This is a genomic window from Amycolatopsis roodepoortensis (assembly GCF_014873915.1).
Lineage (GTDB): Bacteria > Actinomycetota > Actinomycetes > Mycobacteriales > Pseudonocardiaceae > Amycolatopsis > Amycolatopsis roodepoortensis.
The window spans coordinates 1,184,217-1,200,772 of sequence record NZ_JADBEJ010000005.1 but is presented as its reverse complement, the minus strand read 5'-3'; the positions used below and the strand labels follow the sequence as shown (position 1 = coordinate 1,200,772).

Sequence of the window (16,556 nt, the reverse complement as noted above, 5' to 3'; positions counted from 1 at the left end):
CAAGAAGTGCTTTTATGTGAGCACTGTGAGTGACGAATTCAATCCGCTTTGCAGGATTGGAAGTACATCTTGTCGTCCGGTGAGGACACGTTCACGCCCGGGGTGACCGGAGCCCGCCCGGTGTCCGACGAGGCCGCGATCGTCGTGCAGACCAGCTGGTTGATGGCCTGGTTGGACAGTTTGCGGACGGGGAACGGCAGCACGATGGACGTCGGGTTGCCCGGATACACCTCGACCCGGCCGATCTCCGGCGGAACGAAGGTGGTGAGCCCCTGCGCGGCTTCCCGCTCCGTCGGCCCCTTCAACAGCAGCGTGATGGCGCCTTCGGGGGAGATGAAACCCTCGCTGGGCCGGGTCACCGGGATGACGCGGCCGTCGGAGACGAAGTACAGCGTCAGGCCGGCGCGAACGTAGGTCCCGGTCGTCGCGCGGATCGACGGGCCGGGCCCGGCCGGGACGACGCCGGTCGGCTGGACACCGCAGGCAGCCAGCAGCGCCGCGGCCGCGAGGGCGGGCAGAGCCCGGGTCCTTCTCATCGCGTCCCTCCTTCGGTCCGAGGGGGCAGGCGCAGGACGAACCGGGCGCCGTGCCCGGTGTCGGCGGCGGTGATGTCGCCGCCGTGCAGTCGCGCGTTCTCCAGCGCGATCGCCAGGCCCAGCCCGCTGCCTTCGGAGCGGGCACGGGCGGTGTCGGCCTTGGTGAACCGGTCGAACACGTGCGGCAGGACCTCGGGATCGATACCGGGTCCGTGATCCTCGACCTCCAGGGTGACGCCGTCGCCGCCGGCGCGCAGGCGGACTTCGACCGGTGCCGCGCCGTGCCGGAACGCGTTGCCGACGAGATTCGCCACGATCAGGTCGAGCCGCCGCCGGTCGACGCGGGCGAGGACGCCTTCCGGCAGGTCGGTGACCAGGTCCTCACCCTCGCGCCAGCCGCGGGCATCGAGGCTGTCCCGGATCGCGGTGGCGAGATCCCATTCGTCGAGCACGAGTTCGGCGCGGCCCGCGTCGAACCGGGAGATCTCGACCAGGTCCTGGACCAGCCGGGTCAGCCTCCGGGTCTCGCCGGAGACCAGCCGTGCCGCGACGGCGGTGTCCGGCGGCAGTGCCTCCGCGTCCTCGTCGAGGACGTCCGTGACGGCGTTCATGGCCGCGAGCGGCGTGCGGAGTTCGTGCGAGACGTCGGCGACGAACCGGCGGGCGTCGGCCTCCATCGCCCTCAGCTCACCGACCGTGCGCTCCAGTTCGGCCGCGGTGTTGTTGAAGGTCGTGACCAGCTCGGCCAGCTCGTCGGACCCCTTGGCGGGCAGCCGGACGTCGAGCCTGCCTTCGCCGAGCTGGGCGGCGGCGGTGTTGAGCGCCCGGACCGGTCTCAGCACCTGCCTCGCCGCGAGCAGGGCGAGCGCCGCGGCCAGCGGAAGGACGAGCGCGGCCATCTGCCAGGCGGATTTCGCGAGTTCGTCGATGGCCTGTTGCTGCTGGACGAGCGAGGTGAGCGAATACACCTCGACCCCGCTGGCCCTCGTCGACCCGTCGGGCTGCCGCGTCAGCACCGGCAGGCCGACCTGGAGTTCGGGACCGGTGTCGCGGTCCAGCCGCTGGAACTGGATCCGGATGTCGCCCGCGACCGTCCGCCGCAGTTCGGTCGAGAACCTGGTCAGGTCCGGGCCGCTGACCGACCGCAGGTTCCCGCTGACCGCGACGGCGTTCAAACGCAGGCTGCCCGCGAAGTCGTTGAGCTGGTCCTGGGTCGGAGGCGTCGACAGCGGGCGGTCGTAAGCGCCGACCCGGTCCTTCAGCTGGTCCATCGCCGCGTCCTGGACGGCCTTGAGGATCGCGTTCCTCGCCGAGACGTAACTGGCCCCCGCCGCGGCCGCCGCCCCGATGATCGCCATCGCCGCGAAGGCCAGGATGAGCCGGGGCCGCAGCCCGGAGAGCAGCCTCATGAACGGCCGAACCGGTACCCGAAGCCGCGGACGGTCTGGACGTGTTCGGGTTTCGCGGGAACGTCTTCGATCTTCGCGCGCAGCCGCTGGACACAGGCGTCGACCAGCCGGGAGTCACCGAGGTAGTCGTGATCCCAGACGGCGGAGAGGATCTGCTGGCGGCTGTAGACCTGGCCGGGCGTGCGCGACAGCTCCAGCAGCAGTTTCAGCTCGGTCGGGGTGAGCGAGACCGGCTCGCCGTTCTTCGTGACCACCAGCCCCGCCCGGTCGATGACCAGGCCGCCGTGCCGCTCACCGGCGGCGTCGTCGCTCGCGGGTTTCTCACTCACCGCGCGCCGCAGCACCGCACGGATCCGGGCGTCGAGCACGCGGGGTTCGATCGGCTTGGTCACGTAGTCGTCGGCGCCCGCCTCCAGCCCGGCCACGATGTCGAAGTCGTCGCTGCGGGCGGTGAGCATGATGATCGGCACCTCGCCCGCCGAGCGGATACGGCGGCAGGTCTCGAAGCCGTCGATGCCGGGGAGCATCAGATCGAGCACGACGATGTCGGGCTGGAACACCCGCAGTTTCTCCAGCCCGAGCTCACCGCTCTCGGCGGTGTGGACGGTGTGCGCCTGACGGCGCAGCGCGAGTTCCAGTCCCTCCCGCACGGACGCGTCGTCTTCGATCAACAGGACACTGGCCACGCCGCCATTATTCGGATGCCGCCGCGCGTGTGCGACTCGGCTCGATCTTGTAGCAGAACCATGACATTGTCCGGACCTCCTGGCTAAACGCCGTGGGGACAGTGAGACGCATGGCCCTACTCCTCCACGAAGCGAAACCGACCCCCGCCCGCCGTCCGCTGCCGGGACGGCACGCCGAGACCAGGCGGACCCTGTCCAGGGCCGTGTTCCAGCTCGTCACCGGACTGGGACTGGCCGTCGCGTTCCTCGTGACCTACGTGCTGTTCGTGCACACGTCGGCGGGGCAGCACGCGGAGAACGGCGTCGTCCGCAGCGCGCAGTCCGGCCAGTGGTCCACAATGGACTGGGCGGGGCCGCTGCGCGACCAGGATATGGTGCTCGTGATCGGCGCCGCCGGGATCGGGCTCGTCGTCCTGGCGCTGCTCCGGCGCAAACCGGGCCTCCTGGTCCCCGCGCTGAGCGTTCTCGTGCTCCCGCTCGTCGCCGCGCAGTTGCTCAAGCTCTACGTCCTCGTCCGCCCCGAGCTGCCCGACGGCGGCCGAGGGCCGGGGCACAACAGTTTTCCCAGCGGGCACGTCAGCGCCGCCATGGCCATTCTGATGGCACTCGCTTTCGTTCTGCCCCAACGGTTCCGTCCGGCGATCATCGGGATCGGCGGGATCGCCGTCGCCTGGGTCGCGTCGTCGACCGTCGCGCTGGGCTGGCATCGGCTCAGCGACACGGCGGGCGCCTGCCTGCTGGCGGCGTCGTTCGCCTGCCTGCTCGCCGCCTGGCTGACCACCCGGCGCCGGGATCTGCGCCGCACCCCCGCTTCCCTGGTCGCGCTGGCCGCGGTGCTGCCCACCGTGATCGTCCTGATCGGCTTCGCGGTGCTGAGCACGGCGACCGCCGGCGCCGCCCAGTTCGTCGGCGCGCTGGTGCTGGCGGCGTGCGCGGCGGTGGGGATCGTGCTGGTCGCGTTGTGGCCGTTGCGCGGATCCGCGTTCGAACGGCAGACCGGCGTGGAGACCAGGGTGGTCGGCGATCTGCTCGAGACCCGCCTCGTGACCCGGCGCTGACGCGGGGTCTTCGGAGGCGCTCCCGAATGTCACGTATGGGACCGGTCGGGTCCCGTACGTGACATCGGTGCTTCGCAAGGTCGATCGCGGCCACGGGTGGTCTGCTGGCCCGGCGAACGCACTTAGAGGACTAAATGCGTCAATTCCGGCGCGAATCTCCAGCCCGGCTCAGCGGTGACGTCGGCGTCCGGGGCGAGGGCGGGACCGCGGAGGGTGCCACGACCACGCGGTTCCGTCCGCTCCGTTTCGCTTGGTACATGGCCGCGTCCGCTACGCGGAACAGCTCGCCGTAATCCGTCGAGTGTTCGGGTGAGAGCCCAACGCCGATCGACACGGTGCAGCCGTGGATCGGCCCCACCGCGCGGGGTTCGTTGGTGGCGTGCCCGCTGGCGAGTTCGGTCAGGCCGGTGATGGCGGTCTTCGCGACGGCCGCCCGGATCCGCTCGGCGATCCGCGTCGCCTCCTCGCGGGTGGTGTCCGGGAGCAGCACCGAGAACTCCTCACCGCCCCAGCGCCCGACGATGTCGGTGGAGCGGGTGTTCTGCCGCAGCACGGCACTGACGCACCCGAGCACGATGTCGCCGCCGGAATGCCCGTACTTGTCGTTCCACTGCTTGAAGTGGTCGAGGTCCAGCATCAGGAACGCCGTCGGCCGCCGCCCGGTCTGGTCTTCGAGCAGCCGCAGGGCCGCGGGCGCGTGGAAGGAGTCCTCGGTCAGCAGGCCGGTCTTCCGGTCACGCTGGCTGCGCGCGATCGTGTCCGCCAGCGCCTGCGAGAGCCGGGTCGACCGCAGCGCGACCCCGATCATCACCAGCGGCACCAGCGCGATGTTGACCGCGCCGAGGATCGTGGTGCACGCCGCGAGTTGCAGCGCGTAGACGAAGTCCGCGTTGTCGGCCCAGCTGCCGATCAGCTTCTGCCGCCGCCAGCCGCCCCACGCCAGGCCGCGCGCGATGCTGATCAGGAGCGTCTGCGACGCGAAGTACCAGAGCGCGGCGCCCACCAGCGCGACGGCGGCGAGCGCGATGTCGCCCGGTCGCTGGGGGAGCGTGCCCGATTCGAGCCAGGTGTGCAGTTCCGTCAATTCGGTGAGCGTGTGCACGCCGAGGATGGAGGCGGCGTGCGCGGCGGTGGTGAAGAGGAACGTCGTCATCGCCTTGTGCGCGATGGAGTAGCGCTGCACGCGCACCATCAGCAACAGCGCGAGCGACAACGCGGGCGGCAGCAGGACGGCCGCGCCGCCCAGCCAGACGGCGGTCTGGTCGATGTGTTCGCCGCGCCGGTCGTCTGCCCGGCGCTGCTCCTCCGGATGCTGCGTCTGGACGACGTACCAGATCGCGCAGCACGCGATCACGCCGAAGCGGACGAGATCGGTGGTCGTGACGGAAGCCCGGAAACCGCTGTACAGCGCCCAGGCGGCGACGGCGATCTCGGTGCCGAGCATCCAGAAGACCGCCGCGGGCGGCAGCCGCCACAGTTCCCACCCCGCCGGATGGCGCAGGGTGTTCCAGGCGCGGCCGCGCAGCCGCCACACGCGGGCGGCGGCGAGGCCGACGGTGTCGGCGAAACCCCGGAGCGAACCGCGCGGCCGCTCCGAGACCACGTCAGGGTCGTGCTTGCCGAACTCGCTGACGAGGGTCACCTCCCACCGTTACGCACCGCACCCGCTTCGATCTTGCTGGTCACCACGAGGGGGTGACAGGGGGACCGCGTTGACGATCTCGTGAGACAGGCCGATACCTGCGTTCGCCGGACGACCTTCCGCCACAAGCTGGCATCGTGGCTCGTATGCCTGACGCCGCCGAGGTACCCGCGCTGTTCGGCCCGGAGTTCGACAGGGATCCCTCGCCCGCCTACGAATGGCTCCGGGCGAACGCCCCCGCGTTCCGGCTCCCGCTTCCCGGCGACACCTGGACCTGGCTGTTGACCAGGCACGCGGACGTGGTTTCCGCGATGGCCGACCCGCGTTTGTCCAAATGCCCGTCCGTCGCGGCGGGCCACTGGCGCAAGGCCAATCTCGGGCTGCCCGCCGACCACCGGCCCACGCTCATCGGGCATATGAACAACTTCGAAGGCGAAGACCACGCACGGTTGCGCAAGGCCTGCGCCGGTGCCTTCGGGCCGCGGCGGCTGCAACATATGCGCGACCGCACGCACCGGCTCGCGAACGAACTGCTCGACCCGATCCTGGAACGGGGCGAGGGCGACCTCGTCGAGGATTTCGCGTACCCGCTGGGAATCCGGTCGATCTGCGAGCTGATCGGCATCCCGGACAGCCTGCTGGACGAGGTCCGCCCGCCCGCGCTGGTGGTCGCCGCCGGCGACGTCACGGACATGGCGTCGATGCTGCGGGCGACCGACGAGCTGGACGCGCTGCTCGCCGACGTCGTCGCCCGCAAACGCGCCGAACCGGGGGCGGACCTGATCAGTGATCTACTCGCCCAGGAGGCCGCCGGGAAGCTGACCGGCGACGAGGTCGCCGCGACGGCGTTCCTTTCCCTGATCGCCGGACACGAGACGACGATCAGCCTCATCGCGTCCACCGCGCTGACCCTCATCACGCATCCGGAGGAGGCGGCCCGCGCCCGCGCCGACGGCGCACACCTGACGCTCGTCATCGAGGAGGTCCTGCGCCGCGACACCCCGCTGCAGAACACCAGCTGGCGCTTCGTCACCGAACCGATGGAACTCGCCGGGCAGCGGATGGAGGCGGGCGATCCGATCCTGTTGTCGTTGCTGGCGGCCAATCGCGATCCGGAGGTGCACCCCGACCCGCTCGCCTTCCGGCCGGGCGAGAGGCCGGTACGGCACGTGGCCTTCGGCGTCGGGCCGCATATCTGCATCGGCGCGGCGCTCGCGCGGATGCAGGCGTCCGCGGCACTGGAGACGTTGTTCGGCCGCGCGCCGTCGATGACGCTGACCGTGCCCGAGGACCGGCTCGTGTGGTGGCCGAGCGCGATCACCCGCGGCCTGCACAACCTGCCGGTGAAGCTCTAGACCGTGCCCGGCCCGCCGGCTCGCGTGATCAGGCGGACGACACGCGTGATCAGGCGGACGACACGCGTGTCCAGAGAGACGACAACGCGGCAGGATCCGGCTATCGGTGAGCCGTCCGTCCAATCACGCGTGTCGTCCGTCCGATCACGCGTGTCGTCCGAGGCGGGCATGCGCCCTGAGGTCACACCGCGCCTTCGAGACGGCCCCGCAGCACGCTCGCCTTCCGGTCGTCGAGATCCATGACGAGCTGGAGCGCGTCGCGCCAGACGGCCATGGCCTCGTCGGTCCGTCCCCGCGCGGCCAGCGCGCAGCCGCGTTCGTCGAGCGCGTCGGCCTGCCCCCAGACGTCGCCGCAGTTCCGGTAGGCGGTCAGCGCCTGCTCGCAGTACCCGAGCGCCTGCTCGAGATCGCCGAACCGGCGGCAGGTCCTGGCCAGCGGCACCAGGGCGAAGCCCATGCCGTGCTGGTCGGCGTCCTTCGCGTAGGCGTCGAAGGCGCGCCGGCCGTGTTCGAGGGCCAGGTCCCGCTCGCCGAGGTCGCGGTACGCGCGGCCGAGGTGGACCCGCGCGGTCGCTTCGCCGAGCCGGTAGCCGATCCGGGCGTTCACCTCCACGCTCTTCCCGGCGAGCCGAACGGCTTCGGCGTAGTCCTCCCGCTCGTGCGCGATGTTGCCGAGCCCGACCAGCGCCCAGCCGAGGCTCGGGTTCTCGCCGATCTCTTCCGAGAGCTCGACGGCCTGGCCGAACAGTTCGCGGGCGCGGTCGAGGTCGCCGCGCCGCCGGTGCGCCTCGGCGAGGTTGATCGCCGACCACGCCAGCCCGGCGAGGTCGCCGCCCGCCTTCGCGGACTCGATCGCCACCTCGTGGCTGGAGATCCAGGTCTGCCACGGCCTGCCGAGCAGGTGGTAGTCGAACAGTTCCACCGGCAGCCGCCAGCCGATCTCGTACAGCCCGTGGTCCAGCGCCAGCCGGGCGACGCCGGTGATGCTCGGCATCTCCGACGCGCACCAGATGTAGGCCTCGTCGAACGTGGCGAACCGGAGTGGCTCGACGCCTTCGGGCGCGGGCCCCAGGTCGACGTGGTGGTCGCGCGCCGGGGTCAGCGTCCAGCTCGCCGCGTTGGCGGCGTGGAGGTACCAGTGGGTCAGCCGGGAGACCGCAGCCTGCCGCTCGTCCCGCCATCGCGCGGCGGCGGCCTCTTCGGCGGCGTAGACGCGAAGCAGGTCGTGGAAGCGGTAGTACCGCGCGCCGATCTGCTGGACGAGATGCGCGTGCACGAGCTTGTCCAGCAGCCGTAGCGCGTCGTGTTCCGGCAGACCGGCGAGCGCGGCCGCCGCGTCCGCGCTGTATCGCGGCCCGGGATGGAGACCGAGCAGCCGGAACATCCGGGCGGTGTCGGGTTCCAGCGCGCGGTACGACCAGCTGAACGCGGCCCGGACCCCGACGGCGTCGTCGTCGACCGCGAGCAGTTCCAGCCTTCGCCCCTCGGCGACGAGTTCACGGGCGAGGTCGCCGACGCTCTGATGGGGATGCGTGGCGACCCGTTCCGCGGCGATGCTCACCGCGAGCGGGAGCGCCGCGCACAGCCGGACGAGCCTGCCGACGCCTTCGGGGTCGCCCGCCGCGCGTTCGTCGCCGATGAGATCGGCCATGAGCCGCGCCGCTTCGAGATCTTCCAGTGGCTCCAAGGAAACCTGGACCGCCCCGGTGCCGACGACCAGCCCGGACAGCCGCCGCCTGCTGGTGATCAGCACGGTCGTGTCCGGGGTGCCGGGCAGCACCGGCCGCACCTGGTGCGAGTCGAGGGCGTTGTCCAGCACGACGAGCGTGCGCTGGCCGCGCAGCAGTCCCCGCAGGAGCGCCAGCCGCATGTGCTCCTCGGCGGGGACGCGGTCGGGGCGGACACCGACGCAGCGCAGAAGGTCGTCGAGGATGTCGGCGGGTTGCGCGGGGGAACCCGCCGCATAGCCGCGAAGATCCGACCAGAGGACGCAGTCGAACTCCGTTTGCCGCCGGTTCGCCCAATTCAGCACGAGCGCGGTCTTCCCGACCCCGGGCGGCCCGGCCACGAAGACCACTTTGGCCGTTTCGGTGAACACTTTTTCGTCCAGCAGCGCCAAGTGTTCCGCGCGGCCGACGAAATGATCGGGAGGCGGGGGAAGATGCACATAAGGTTCCGCGCGGGCGGCTTCGGCGAGCACGATCAAAGCCCCGGCCGCGCCCAGCGCGCGGTCACACGCTTCGGCGAATTCCGCGCTCGGCGGGGTGAGCCCGCGTTCGACCCGGCTGATGAGGCTTTTGTCGACATAGGCGAGTTTTTGAAGGTCCCGCAAGGCCAGTCCGCGTGCCTGCCGCCGTTGCCGCAACGCGCGCCCGAAGGTGAGCGCCGCCGTCGAAACCGGGCGCGCTCCACCGGTCTTCCCGGATCTGGCCGAGCCGGAATTCTCGGTCACCAGAAGCACCTTTCTCCCCGCTGCGCGGCAGATGGTGCCACAACCTTCCCATTACCTGGGTCACAACCTGGCCACCGGGTATGCGCGGGTGCGAAGACAGCCCCCAAACTGTGCGAGAACGCGCCCGTTCCCCACCGGTGCGCCGGCCGAAAGGGAGGTGGATCATGCGCGACCGCGAAATGTGAGCAGGCCCTGTCCCGCCTCGCGAACGACCGGGCGAGTACTGATCTCCTCGGAAACCGGCCGTGGCCGCCTTTGCCGGCCGCCACGGCCGGGACCCTTTCGGAACATGTAGGACCGCTTAACGTCGGTGTAGATCTTTTCACTTGTCCTGACGAGTCGCCCGAGGCAGCTTGAAGAGGTATCGAGCGGCCCGGCGAAAGGAACGAAGTGAGCATCGGCGCGCCGGGAACCCTGATCCGGATGGGCGTTCTCGCCCTGTTGTGGGGATCGGGATTCCTGTGGATCAAGCTCGCCCTGACCGGGTTGCCGCCCGTTCAGGTGACCGTCATCCGCTGCGCGCTCGGCGCGGCCGTCCTTCTCGTGCTGAGCCGCTGGGCCGGGCAACGCCTCCCACGCGGCCGCCGGATCTGGGGCAGGCTCCTCGTCGCCGCGTTCTTCTGCAACGCCTTGCCGTTCGCGTTGTTCAGCATCGGCGAACTGACCGTCGACTCCGGTGTCGCCGGGGTGATGAACGCGACGACCCCGCTGTGGTCGCTGCTGATCGGCATCGGGATCGGCACCGAACGCCGGATCACCGCGATCCGCGTCGGCGGCCTGGTCCTCGGATTCGCCGGCATCCTGCTGATCTTCGCGCCCTGGCAGAAGAGCGGCCTGCTGGGCTGGGGGACACTGGCCCTGCTCGGCGCCGGCATCAGTTACGCGATCGCTTTCGCTTACATGGGACGGAAACTCGTCGGCGAGGGCGGCCCGATCGCGATCTCCGCGGCCCAGCTGCTGACCGCCACCGGGCTGAGCGCGCTGGCGCTGCCGTTCGACGCCGCACCGTCCGGGCCGCTGAACGTGACCGCGGTGGTCGCCGTCGTCGTCCTCGGGATCTTCGGCACCGGCGTCACCTTCTACCTCAACTACCGGCTCATCGCCGACGAGGGCGCGACCTCCGCGGCGACCGTCGGCTACCTGCTGCCGGTCGTCTCGGTCGCGCTGGGCGCGATCGTGCTCGGTGAGGAACTCGGCCCGCGGGTGCTCGCCGGGATGGCCGTGGTGCTGCTCGGTGTCGCCCTGACCCGCTACGTGAGGTCTTCGGCGAGCAAGTCCATCAGCAGTCCGTCGTGCCAGCCTTCGCCGTCGGTGTCGCGTTCGTAGCCGCGCATCACCCCGACCTCGCGGAAGCCGACGGCCTTGTAGCAGCGGATGGCGGCGTCGTTGTCCACGGCGGGATCGATCACCAGCCGATGGTGCCCGCGATCGTGCAGGAGATGCCGCGCCATCGTGCGGACGGTGTCCGTGCCCAGCCCGCGGCCGTGGGCGGCCGGGTCGAGGAAGAGGTCGACCGACGCGTGCCGGTACATCGGGTCCTCCTCTTCGCCGTACTGGACGAAGCCGCGGACGACGCCGCCTTCCAGGACCGTGAAGCAGGTCGTCGTGGGGTCGTCGAACGGCCAGGTGGGGGAGTCTTCGACCGAACCCCAGCGCGCCGCGACCTCGGCCGCGCCGCGGATCCGCCGCAGGTCCGGGACATGGGCCTCGGTGACCGGGGTCAGGGTCACGAACTCCCCGTGCAACTCGGTGGTCAGTTCCCGCTCCGTCCGCTCGTCCGAATGGCGCCAGTCTAGGGAGAAACCGCCTGGGGCGCCGCTGGAAACCGCACGAACGCGGGGGCGTCCGCCGCCGGAATCCGGTATCAACGAAAGGGACGACGGAGGTGGGTCATGGGGAACCCGTTCGACGAAACGCGTCCGGTGGAGGAACTGGTCGACGGTGGGGCGACCACGGTGCGGGCGGCGGTGCTCCGCAAGGCGACCGAAGCGGTGGTCGCGAACGCCCGCGACGCGACCGATTGCCGGATGCTGCTGGAGATGCTGGGGCTGCATTCCGAACGGCCGGTCCGGACCGACGACGAGGCCGCCTGAGAGACGACCTCGTGAGTGGTAAGGACGGTTAGAACCGTCCTTACCACTCACGAGCCCAGGTGGGTCAGCGCCGCGGCAGCACGCAGAATTCGTTCTCTTCCGGGTCGGCCATGACCACCCAGGGGTCCGACTCGGCGTCTTCCAGGATCTTCGCGCCGAGTGACACGAGCCGGGAGACCTCCTCGCGCTGCTCGAGTTCGGTGGGCGCGATGTCGAGGTGCAGCCGGTTCTTGACCGACTTCTCCTCGGGGACCGGCTGGAAGAGCAGGCTCGGCACGTCGGGGCTCTTCAGCTCGACATAGGTCACCCCGTGACCGTCGGTCCACCGTTCGGTCTCGGCATAGCCGAGCGCTTCCTTCCAGAACGCGGCCAGCGCTTCGGCCTCACGGCAGTCGACGGTGACGGCGAGCATCCGGGTTCGCATGGTTCCACGGTGGCACGGAACGGCGAGGTTTGCCGGATGCGCGGACGGGCATCCGGCGGGGGAGCAGAGCCACTCGCCGAAGGGAGCACCATGAAGGCCGTCACCTGGCACGGGAAACGCGATGTCCGGGTGGACACCGTCCCGGATCCGAAACTGGTCGAACCGACCGACGCGATCGTGCGGATCACCTCGACCGGGATCTGCGGTTCCGACCTGCACCTTTACGAGGTCCTCGGCGCCTTCATCGACGAGGGCGACATCCTCGGGCACGAGCCCATGGGCGTCGTCGAAGAGGTCGGCTCCGGGGTGACGAACCTGAAACCCGGCGACCGCGTCGTGGTCCCCTTCAACATCTCCTGCGGCCACTGCTTCATGTGCGACCGCGGCCTTCAGTCGCAGTGCGAGACCACCCAGGTCACCGACCGCGGCAAGGGCGCGGCGCTGCTCGGCTACACCAAGCTCTACGGCCAGGTCCCGGGCGGCCAGGCCGAATACCTGCGCGTCCCGCAGGCCCACTACGGCCCGATCAAGGTGCCGGACGGCCCGCCGGACGAGCGGTTCGTGTACCTCTCCGACGTCGTGCCCACGGCCTGGCAGGCCGTCGACTACGCTGCCATTCCCGAGGGAGGGACGGTAGTGGTGTTCGGGCTGGGCCCGATCGGCCAGTTCTGCTGCCGGATCGCGAAACACCGGGGCGCCGGCAAGGTGATCGGCATCGACCTTGTGCCGGAAAGGCTCGCGAAGGCAGCCGCGGCAGGCGTCGTCACCTACGACACGCGGGAGCACAAGTACCTCGGCGACGTCATCCGCGAGGCCACCGGCGGCCGGGGCGCGGATTCGGTGATCGACGCCGTCGGGATGGAGGCGCACGGCGCCCCGGTCGGGCGGCTGGCGCAGAATCTCGTCGCCCTCCTGCCCGATCCGATCGGCGCGAAGATCACCGAGAAGGCCGCGGTCGACCGGCTCAGCGTGCTGTACGCGGCCATCGACTGCGTGCGGCGCGGCGGGACGATCTCGCTGAGCGGCGTCTACGGCGGCATGGTCGACCCGCTGCCGATGATGGAACTGTTCGACAAGCAGATCACCCTGCGGATGGGGCAGGCCAACGTCCGGCGCTGGATCGACGACATCATGCCGCTGATCACCGACTCCGCCGACCCGCTCGGCGTCGAGGGCTTCGCGACGCACAAGCTCCCGCTGGCGGAAGCACCGCACGCGTACGAGATCTTCCAGAAGAAGCAGGACGGCGCGGTCAAGATCCTGCTGGAGCCGTCGGTGGCTTGAGGTGTCGGCACGCGGATGCCGGGTATCCGGTATGCGGATCCTGACGAAAGGAGCGATGGGATGACCACCGCACGAGAGATCATGACCGCGGACGCGACCTGCGTGTCCGCTTCCGAAACCGTGCTCGACGCGGCGAAGAAGATGGCCGCCGAGTCCGTGGGCGCGCTGCCGATCTGCGGTGAGGACGGCAAGCTCCAGGGCATGCTGACCGACCGCGACATCGTGGTGAAGGTGCTCGCCGAGGGCAAGGACCCGAGGGCGCTGCACGCCTCCGAACTGGCCCAGGGCGAGGCGGTGACGATCGGCGCGGACGACGACGCCGAGGAGATCATGCGCACCATGGCGAACCACAAGGTCCGGCGGCTGCCGGTGATCGACGGGCACAAGTTGGTCGGCATCGTGGCGCAGGCCGACGTGGCCAGGGCGCTGCCCAACCCGGACAGCGGCGAGCTGGTGGAAGCACTGTCCTACGACTGACCCGCCATACTCCTTCGGTGGCGTTCTTCGACATCGAGGGTTACGAACCCGTGTGGCTCTCCGGACTCGAGACGATCCGGAGGGCGCACGGGAATCGTTTGCGCGCGCTGATCGGCAAGAGACTTCGGCACGTCCACCTCACCTGGTTCGTCGAATACGACGAATGGCTCCCGGACGCGCCCGTCGTGGCCGACTTCGGCGACGAACGGCTGGAGATCACGCACTGGAAGTTCGACGAGCTTTCGCTGACCTGGAACACGATCGACCCGTACGGGAAGTCCTCATGGGATTGGGGTGATCCGGCCGAGCCGAGCCCGTTGCGCTGGCGGCGGGATGTCTTCCCGGAACTGTCCGCTTTGGAGGGTCAGGTGCTCCGAGACGTCGAGCTGCTCGACTGTGCGACGCGAGACATGGCGAACGGCATGGTCGCGGTCGGCTTCGTCTTCCCGCGCGGCCGGTTCACCGTCTTCAACGCCTTGGACGAGAACGGGATCGAGTTCACCGAGCCGGATTCCTCCTACCGCAGGCATTCCCTGGCGGGCTGAAAACCGGGTGCGGCGGCCGTCGATCTTGGTCGATACTTCCCGGCATGTCCCGGATCAAACTGGCCGAAGCGCTCGCGCTGCGCGCCGACGCGACCAAAAAGGTGGAGGCACTGCGCTCCCGGATCGTCGACAACGCGCGGCACCAGGAGGGCGAGGAACCGTCGGAAGACGCGTCCGCCCTGCTCGTCGAAGCCGAAACCGCGCTGGACGAACTGGAATCGCTGATCCGGCGGATCAACCGGACCAACGCCGCGACCCCGCTCGGGGAGGGCACGATCACCGACGCGATCGCGCGCCGCGACGTCCTCCGGCTCCGGCACGGCGTCCTCACCGCGGCCGCCGACGCCGCGGCGGGCCGCAACCAGGGTGGCTACGGCCGTCAGCTCCGGTCGGAGCTGCGGTACCTCTCCGCGCTCCCGGTCGCGGAGCTGCGGTCGCGCGCGGACCGGGTCGCGGGGGAGATCCGGACGGTCGACGTCGAGATCCAGCGCACCAACTGGGAGACCGATCTCCTGGACTGAACGTGGGAAGCAGGTAGCCCTCCGGGAAGCGGGCACAAGCCGAGGGCCGGCGGTACTCCGGCCCACCTCCTGGTACGTGGCGGGCAGCGTGGGGTTCGACTCCCCGATCACGACTCCGCCCAGCACCACGCACAGGTGACGGCGCAAGCGGCACAGTTCATCACCACGTGCCGGTCCCGGAAGGCGAGGGCGGGTACGGGGTCTTTCCACGCGCATTCCCGGTGGGGCAGTGGTGTTCCCGACACTGTTCACCCCGTCGAGGCATGGGCGGAGCTGATCGACTCTGTGCCAAGGTGAAGAGCGGAACAACCCAAGAGCCCAGGTGGTGACCCCGGATGGCACTGAAGATCGGTTACAAGGCGTCGGCCGAGCAGTTCGGCCCGCGCGACCTCGTCGAGTACTCCGTGCTCGCCGAGCAGGTCGGGCTGGACAGCGTGATGGTCAGCGACCATTTCCAGCCCTGGCGGCACCAGGGCGGGCACGCGCCGTTCTCCTTCGCGTGGATGGCGGCGGTCGGTGAGCGCACCGAGCGGGTCGTGCTCGGCACCAGCGTGCTGACGGCGACCTTCCGGTACAACCCGGCCGTGGTGGCACAGGCGTTCGGCACCCTCGGCAGCCTGTACCCGGGCCGGGTGCTGCTCGGTGTCGGCAGCGGTGAGGCCCTCAACGAGGTCGCGGTCGCCCGCATCGAGTGGCCGGCGTTCAAGGAGCGGTTCGCGCGGCTGCGCGAGGCGATCGAGCTGATGCGCAAGCTGTGGTCCGAGGAGCGCGTCACGTTCGAGGGCGAGTACTTCCAGACCACCGACGCCACCGTGTACGACCGCCCCGAGGGCGGCGTGCCGATCTACATCGCGGCCGGTGGCCCGGTGATGGCGAAGTACGTCGGCAAGCAGGGTGACGGCTTCATCTGCACCAGCGGCAAGGGGATGGAGCTCTACACCGAGAAGCTGCTGCCCGCGGTCGCGGAAGGCGCGGAGCAGGTGGGCCGGAGCACCGGCGACATCGACAAGATGATCGAGATCAAGCTGTCCTACGACCCGGATCCGGCGCAGGCGCTGGAGAACACCCGGTTCTGGGCGCCGCTGTCGCTGACGCCGGAGCAGAAGGCCGGTATCGAGGACCCGGCGGAGATGGAGAAGGCCGCGGACGCGCTGCCGATCGAACAGGTCGCCCGCCGCTGGATCGTCACTTCCGACCCGGCGGACGCCGTCGAGCAGATCAAGCCGTACGTCGAGGCGGGCTTCAACCACCTCGTCTTCCACGGTCCCGGCCACGACCAGGAACGGTTCCTGCGCTCGTTCTCCGAACAGGTCGTCCCGGGGCTCCGCGAACTCGGCTGACCCGGCGCGGATGGCGGCATCGCGCGGACGGTGCCGCCATGGGTCGGTCAGGACTCGGTGACGAGCTTGCCGATCTCCTGGTCGAAGTCGAACCATTCCGGCTCGGAGCCGGCGGGCACGACGTCGTAGGTGCGGTCGAGGAACTCGGCCAGCTCCTGCGCCGGGGCCTCGAGGACCGCGCAGCCGTCGGGCGCGCTGAGCGCGAAGATCACGATCGAGGTGTCGTCGGCCGGGCTGATGATCACGTCGCCCTCACCCGATGGGGTGAGGAGACCGTCCGCGAGGAGATCACGGCCGAACATCCAGCGCACCGTCCCGCCGCCCGAGTGGTAGGCCACCACGACGGCGTAGGGGTCTTCGGGGTCGTATTCGAGATCGGCCCGCACGGGGAGCGGGTCCGCACCGAAAGTGCGCAAGCCGAAGACGATCGTCCCCCGGATGAGGTCGCTTTCCCTGTCCAATGCTTCAGCCCCTTACGTTCGGTTGCTGTTGATCTTCAGCTATGGATAACGCAATGTGAAGCCTTTTCGTGACCCGAGTTGACAAGGTTCACACGTTCGGCTGAGAGCTGGGTCTCACGTGCTCACGCACCGTCTTCGACGCGCACGTGCGGTGAGCAAGCGAAAAAGGCGATCAGCCGTGCAAAAGAAAGTGACTTCGCACGTGCATATTCCGATGAAGGAAATATGGGCAGCCATTTGGCGGAGTGAATCCGTATTGTTGGCGGTTTAACA

The 16,556-nt window shown here is 69.7% G+C and carries 17 protein-coding genes; 9 read left to right on the top strand and 8 right to left on the bottom strand.

Going from position 1 to position 16,556, the window contains the following annotated elements; translation table 11 throughout:
* Positions 1-38: 38 nt before the first annotated feature.
* From H4W30_RS25000 to H4W30_RS24990, 3 genes are read right to left on the bottom strand one after another with little or no spacing between them, the layout of a single operon-like run.
* Positions 39-536, bottom strand: a complete 498-nt coding sequence (locus H4W30_RS25000; protein WP_192745092.1) for a hypothetical protein — start codon at positions 534-536, stop codon at positions 39-41.
* Positions 533-1,945 carry a sensor histidine kinase gene (locus tag H4W30_RS24995; RefSeq protein WP_192745091.1) on the bottom strand — a complete coding sequence of 471 codons (1,413 nt, stop codon included), beginning with the start codon at positions 1,943-1,945 and terminating at the stop codon, positions 533-535. The genes H4W30_RS25000 and H4W30_RS24995 overlap by 4 nt, the downstream gene beginning before the upstream one ends.
* On the bottom strand, positions 1,942-2,631 hold the full coding sequence (locus tag H4W30_RS24990; protein WP_126730705.1) for a response regulator transcription factor: 690 nt from the start codon (positions 2,629-2,631) through the stop codon (positions 1,942-1,944). Before H4W30_RS24990 ends, H4W30_RS24995 begins: the two co-directional genes overlap by 4 nt.
* 110 nt (positions 2,632-2,741) lie before the next feature.
* Here H4W30_RS24990 and H4W30_RS24985 point away from each other — a divergent pair, with 110 nt between their 5' ends.
* On the top strand, positions 2,742-3,689 hold the full coding sequence (locus H4W30_RS24985; RefSeq protein WP_192745090.1) for a phosphatase PAP2 family protein: 948 nt from the start codon (positions 2,742-2,744) through the stop codon (positions 3,687-3,689).
* A gap of 139 nt (positions 3,690-3,828) precedes the next feature.
* Here H4W30_RS24985 and H4W30_RS44570 read toward each other — a convergent pair whose 3' ends face one another.
* Positions 3,829-5,331, bottom strand: a complete 1,503-nt coding sequence (locus H4W30_RS44570; RefSeq protein ID WP_192745089.1) for a GGDEF domain-containing protein — start codon at positions 5,329-5,331, stop codon at positions 3,829-3,831.
* Positions 5,332-5,477: 146 nt separating this feature from the next.
* Here H4W30_RS44570 and H4W30_RS24975 point away from each other — a divergent pair, with 146 nt between their 5' ends.
* Positions 5,478-6,686: a cytochrome P450 family protein gene (locus H4W30_RS24975; protein WP_192745088.1), complete on the top strand. Its 1,209-nt coding sequence runs from the start codon at positions 5,478-5,480 to the stop codon at positions 6,684-6,686.
* A gap of 181 nt (positions 6,687-6,867) precedes the next feature.
* On the opposite strand, the gene H4W30_RS24970 is transcribed toward H4W30_RS24975, so the two are convergent.
* Positions 6,868-9,138: a tetratricopeptide repeat protein gene (locus H4W30_RS24970; protein ID WP_318780663.1), complete on the bottom strand. Its 2,271-nt coding sequence runs from the start codon at positions 9,136-9,138 to the stop codon at positions 6,868-6,870.
* A 390-nt stretch (positions 9,139-9,528) separates the two neighbouring features.
* Here H4W30_RS24970 and H4W30_RS24965 point away from each other — a divergent pair, with 390 nt between their 5' ends.
* Positions 9,529-10,464 (top strand): DMT family transporter, encoded by a 936-nt coding sequence (locus H4W30_RS24965; RefSeq protein ID WP_192745086.1) that lies wholly within the window; start codon positions 9,529-9,531, stop codon positions 10,462-10,464.
* On the opposite strand, the gene H4W30_RS24960 is transcribed toward H4W30_RS24965, so the two are convergent.
* Complete coding sequence (locus tag H4W30_RS24960) at positions 10,389-10,895, bottom strand: GNAT family N-acetyltransferase (protein WP_378234854.1); 507 nt, start codon at positions 10,893-10,895, stop codon at positions 10,389-10,391. The two genes, H4W30_RS24965 and H4W30_RS24960, sit on opposite strands and share 76 nt — an antisense overlap.
* A gap of 135 nt (positions 10,896-11,030) precedes the next feature.
* Here H4W30_RS24960 and H4W30_RS24955 point away from each other — a divergent pair, with 135 nt between their 5' ends.
* Entirely contained in the window at positions 11,031-11,231 is a 201-nt protein-coding gene (locus H4W30_RS24955; protein ID WP_192745084.1) for a hypothetical protein, read from the top strand.
* 64 nt (positions 11,232-11,295) lie between these two features.
* Here the strand turns inward: H4W30_RS24955 and H4W30_RS24950 are convergent, their stop codons facing one another.
* Positions 11,296-11,655: a VOC family protein gene (locus tag H4W30_RS24950; RefSeq protein WP_192745083.1), complete on the bottom strand. Its 360-nt coding sequence runs from the start codon at positions 11,653-11,655 to the stop codon at positions 11,296-11,298.
* A gap of 90 nt (positions 11,656-11,745) precedes the next feature.
* Here H4W30_RS24950 and H4W30_RS24945 point away from each other — a divergent pair, with 90 nt between their 5' ends.
* The 5 genes from H4W30_RS24945 (at position 11,746) to fgd (ending at position 15,822) form a co-directional block, all read left to right on the top strand.
* Positions 11,746-12,939, top strand: a complete 1,194-nt coding sequence (locus H4W30_RS24945) for a zinc-dependent alcohol dehydrogenase (protein ID WP_192745082.1) — start codon at positions 11,746-11,748, stop codon at positions 12,937-12,939.
* A 60-nt stretch (positions 12,940-12,999) separates the two neighbouring features.
* A complete protein-coding gene (locus tag H4W30_RS24940; protein ID WP_192745081.1) occupies positions 13,000-13,416 on the top strand; it encodes a CBS domain-containing protein in 417 nt (138 codons plus the stop codon).
* Positions 13,417-13,433: 17 nt separating this feature from the next.
* Positions 13,434-13,961 (top strand): hypothetical protein, encoded by a 528-nt coding sequence (locus H4W30_RS24935; protein WP_192745080.1) that lies wholly within the window; start codon positions 13,434-13,436, stop codon positions 13,959-13,961.
* 44 nt (positions 13,962-14,005) lie between these two features.
* Positions 14,006-14,482, top strand: a complete 477-nt coding sequence (locus H4W30_RS24930) for a DIP1984 family protein (protein ID WP_225949860.1) — start codon at positions 14,006-14,008, stop codon at positions 14,480-14,482.
* Positions 14,483-14,817: 335 nt separating this feature from the next.
* Positions 14,818-15,822: a glucose-6-phosphate dehydrogenase (coenzyme-F420) gene (gene fgd, locus H4W30_RS24925; RefSeq protein WP_192745079.1), complete on the top strand. Its 1,005-nt coding sequence runs from the start codon at positions 14,818-14,820 to the stop codon at positions 15,820-15,822.
* 47 nt (positions 15,823-15,869) lie between these two features.
* On the opposite strand, the gene H4W30_RS24920 is transcribed toward fgd, so the two are convergent.
* Positions 15,870-16,283 (bottom strand): SsgA family sporulation/cell division regulator, encoded by a 414-nt coding sequence (locus H4W30_RS24920; protein WP_034319553.1) that lies wholly within the window; start codon positions 16,281-16,283, stop codon positions 15,870-15,872.
* Positions 16,284-16,556 lie beyond the last annotated feature (273 nt).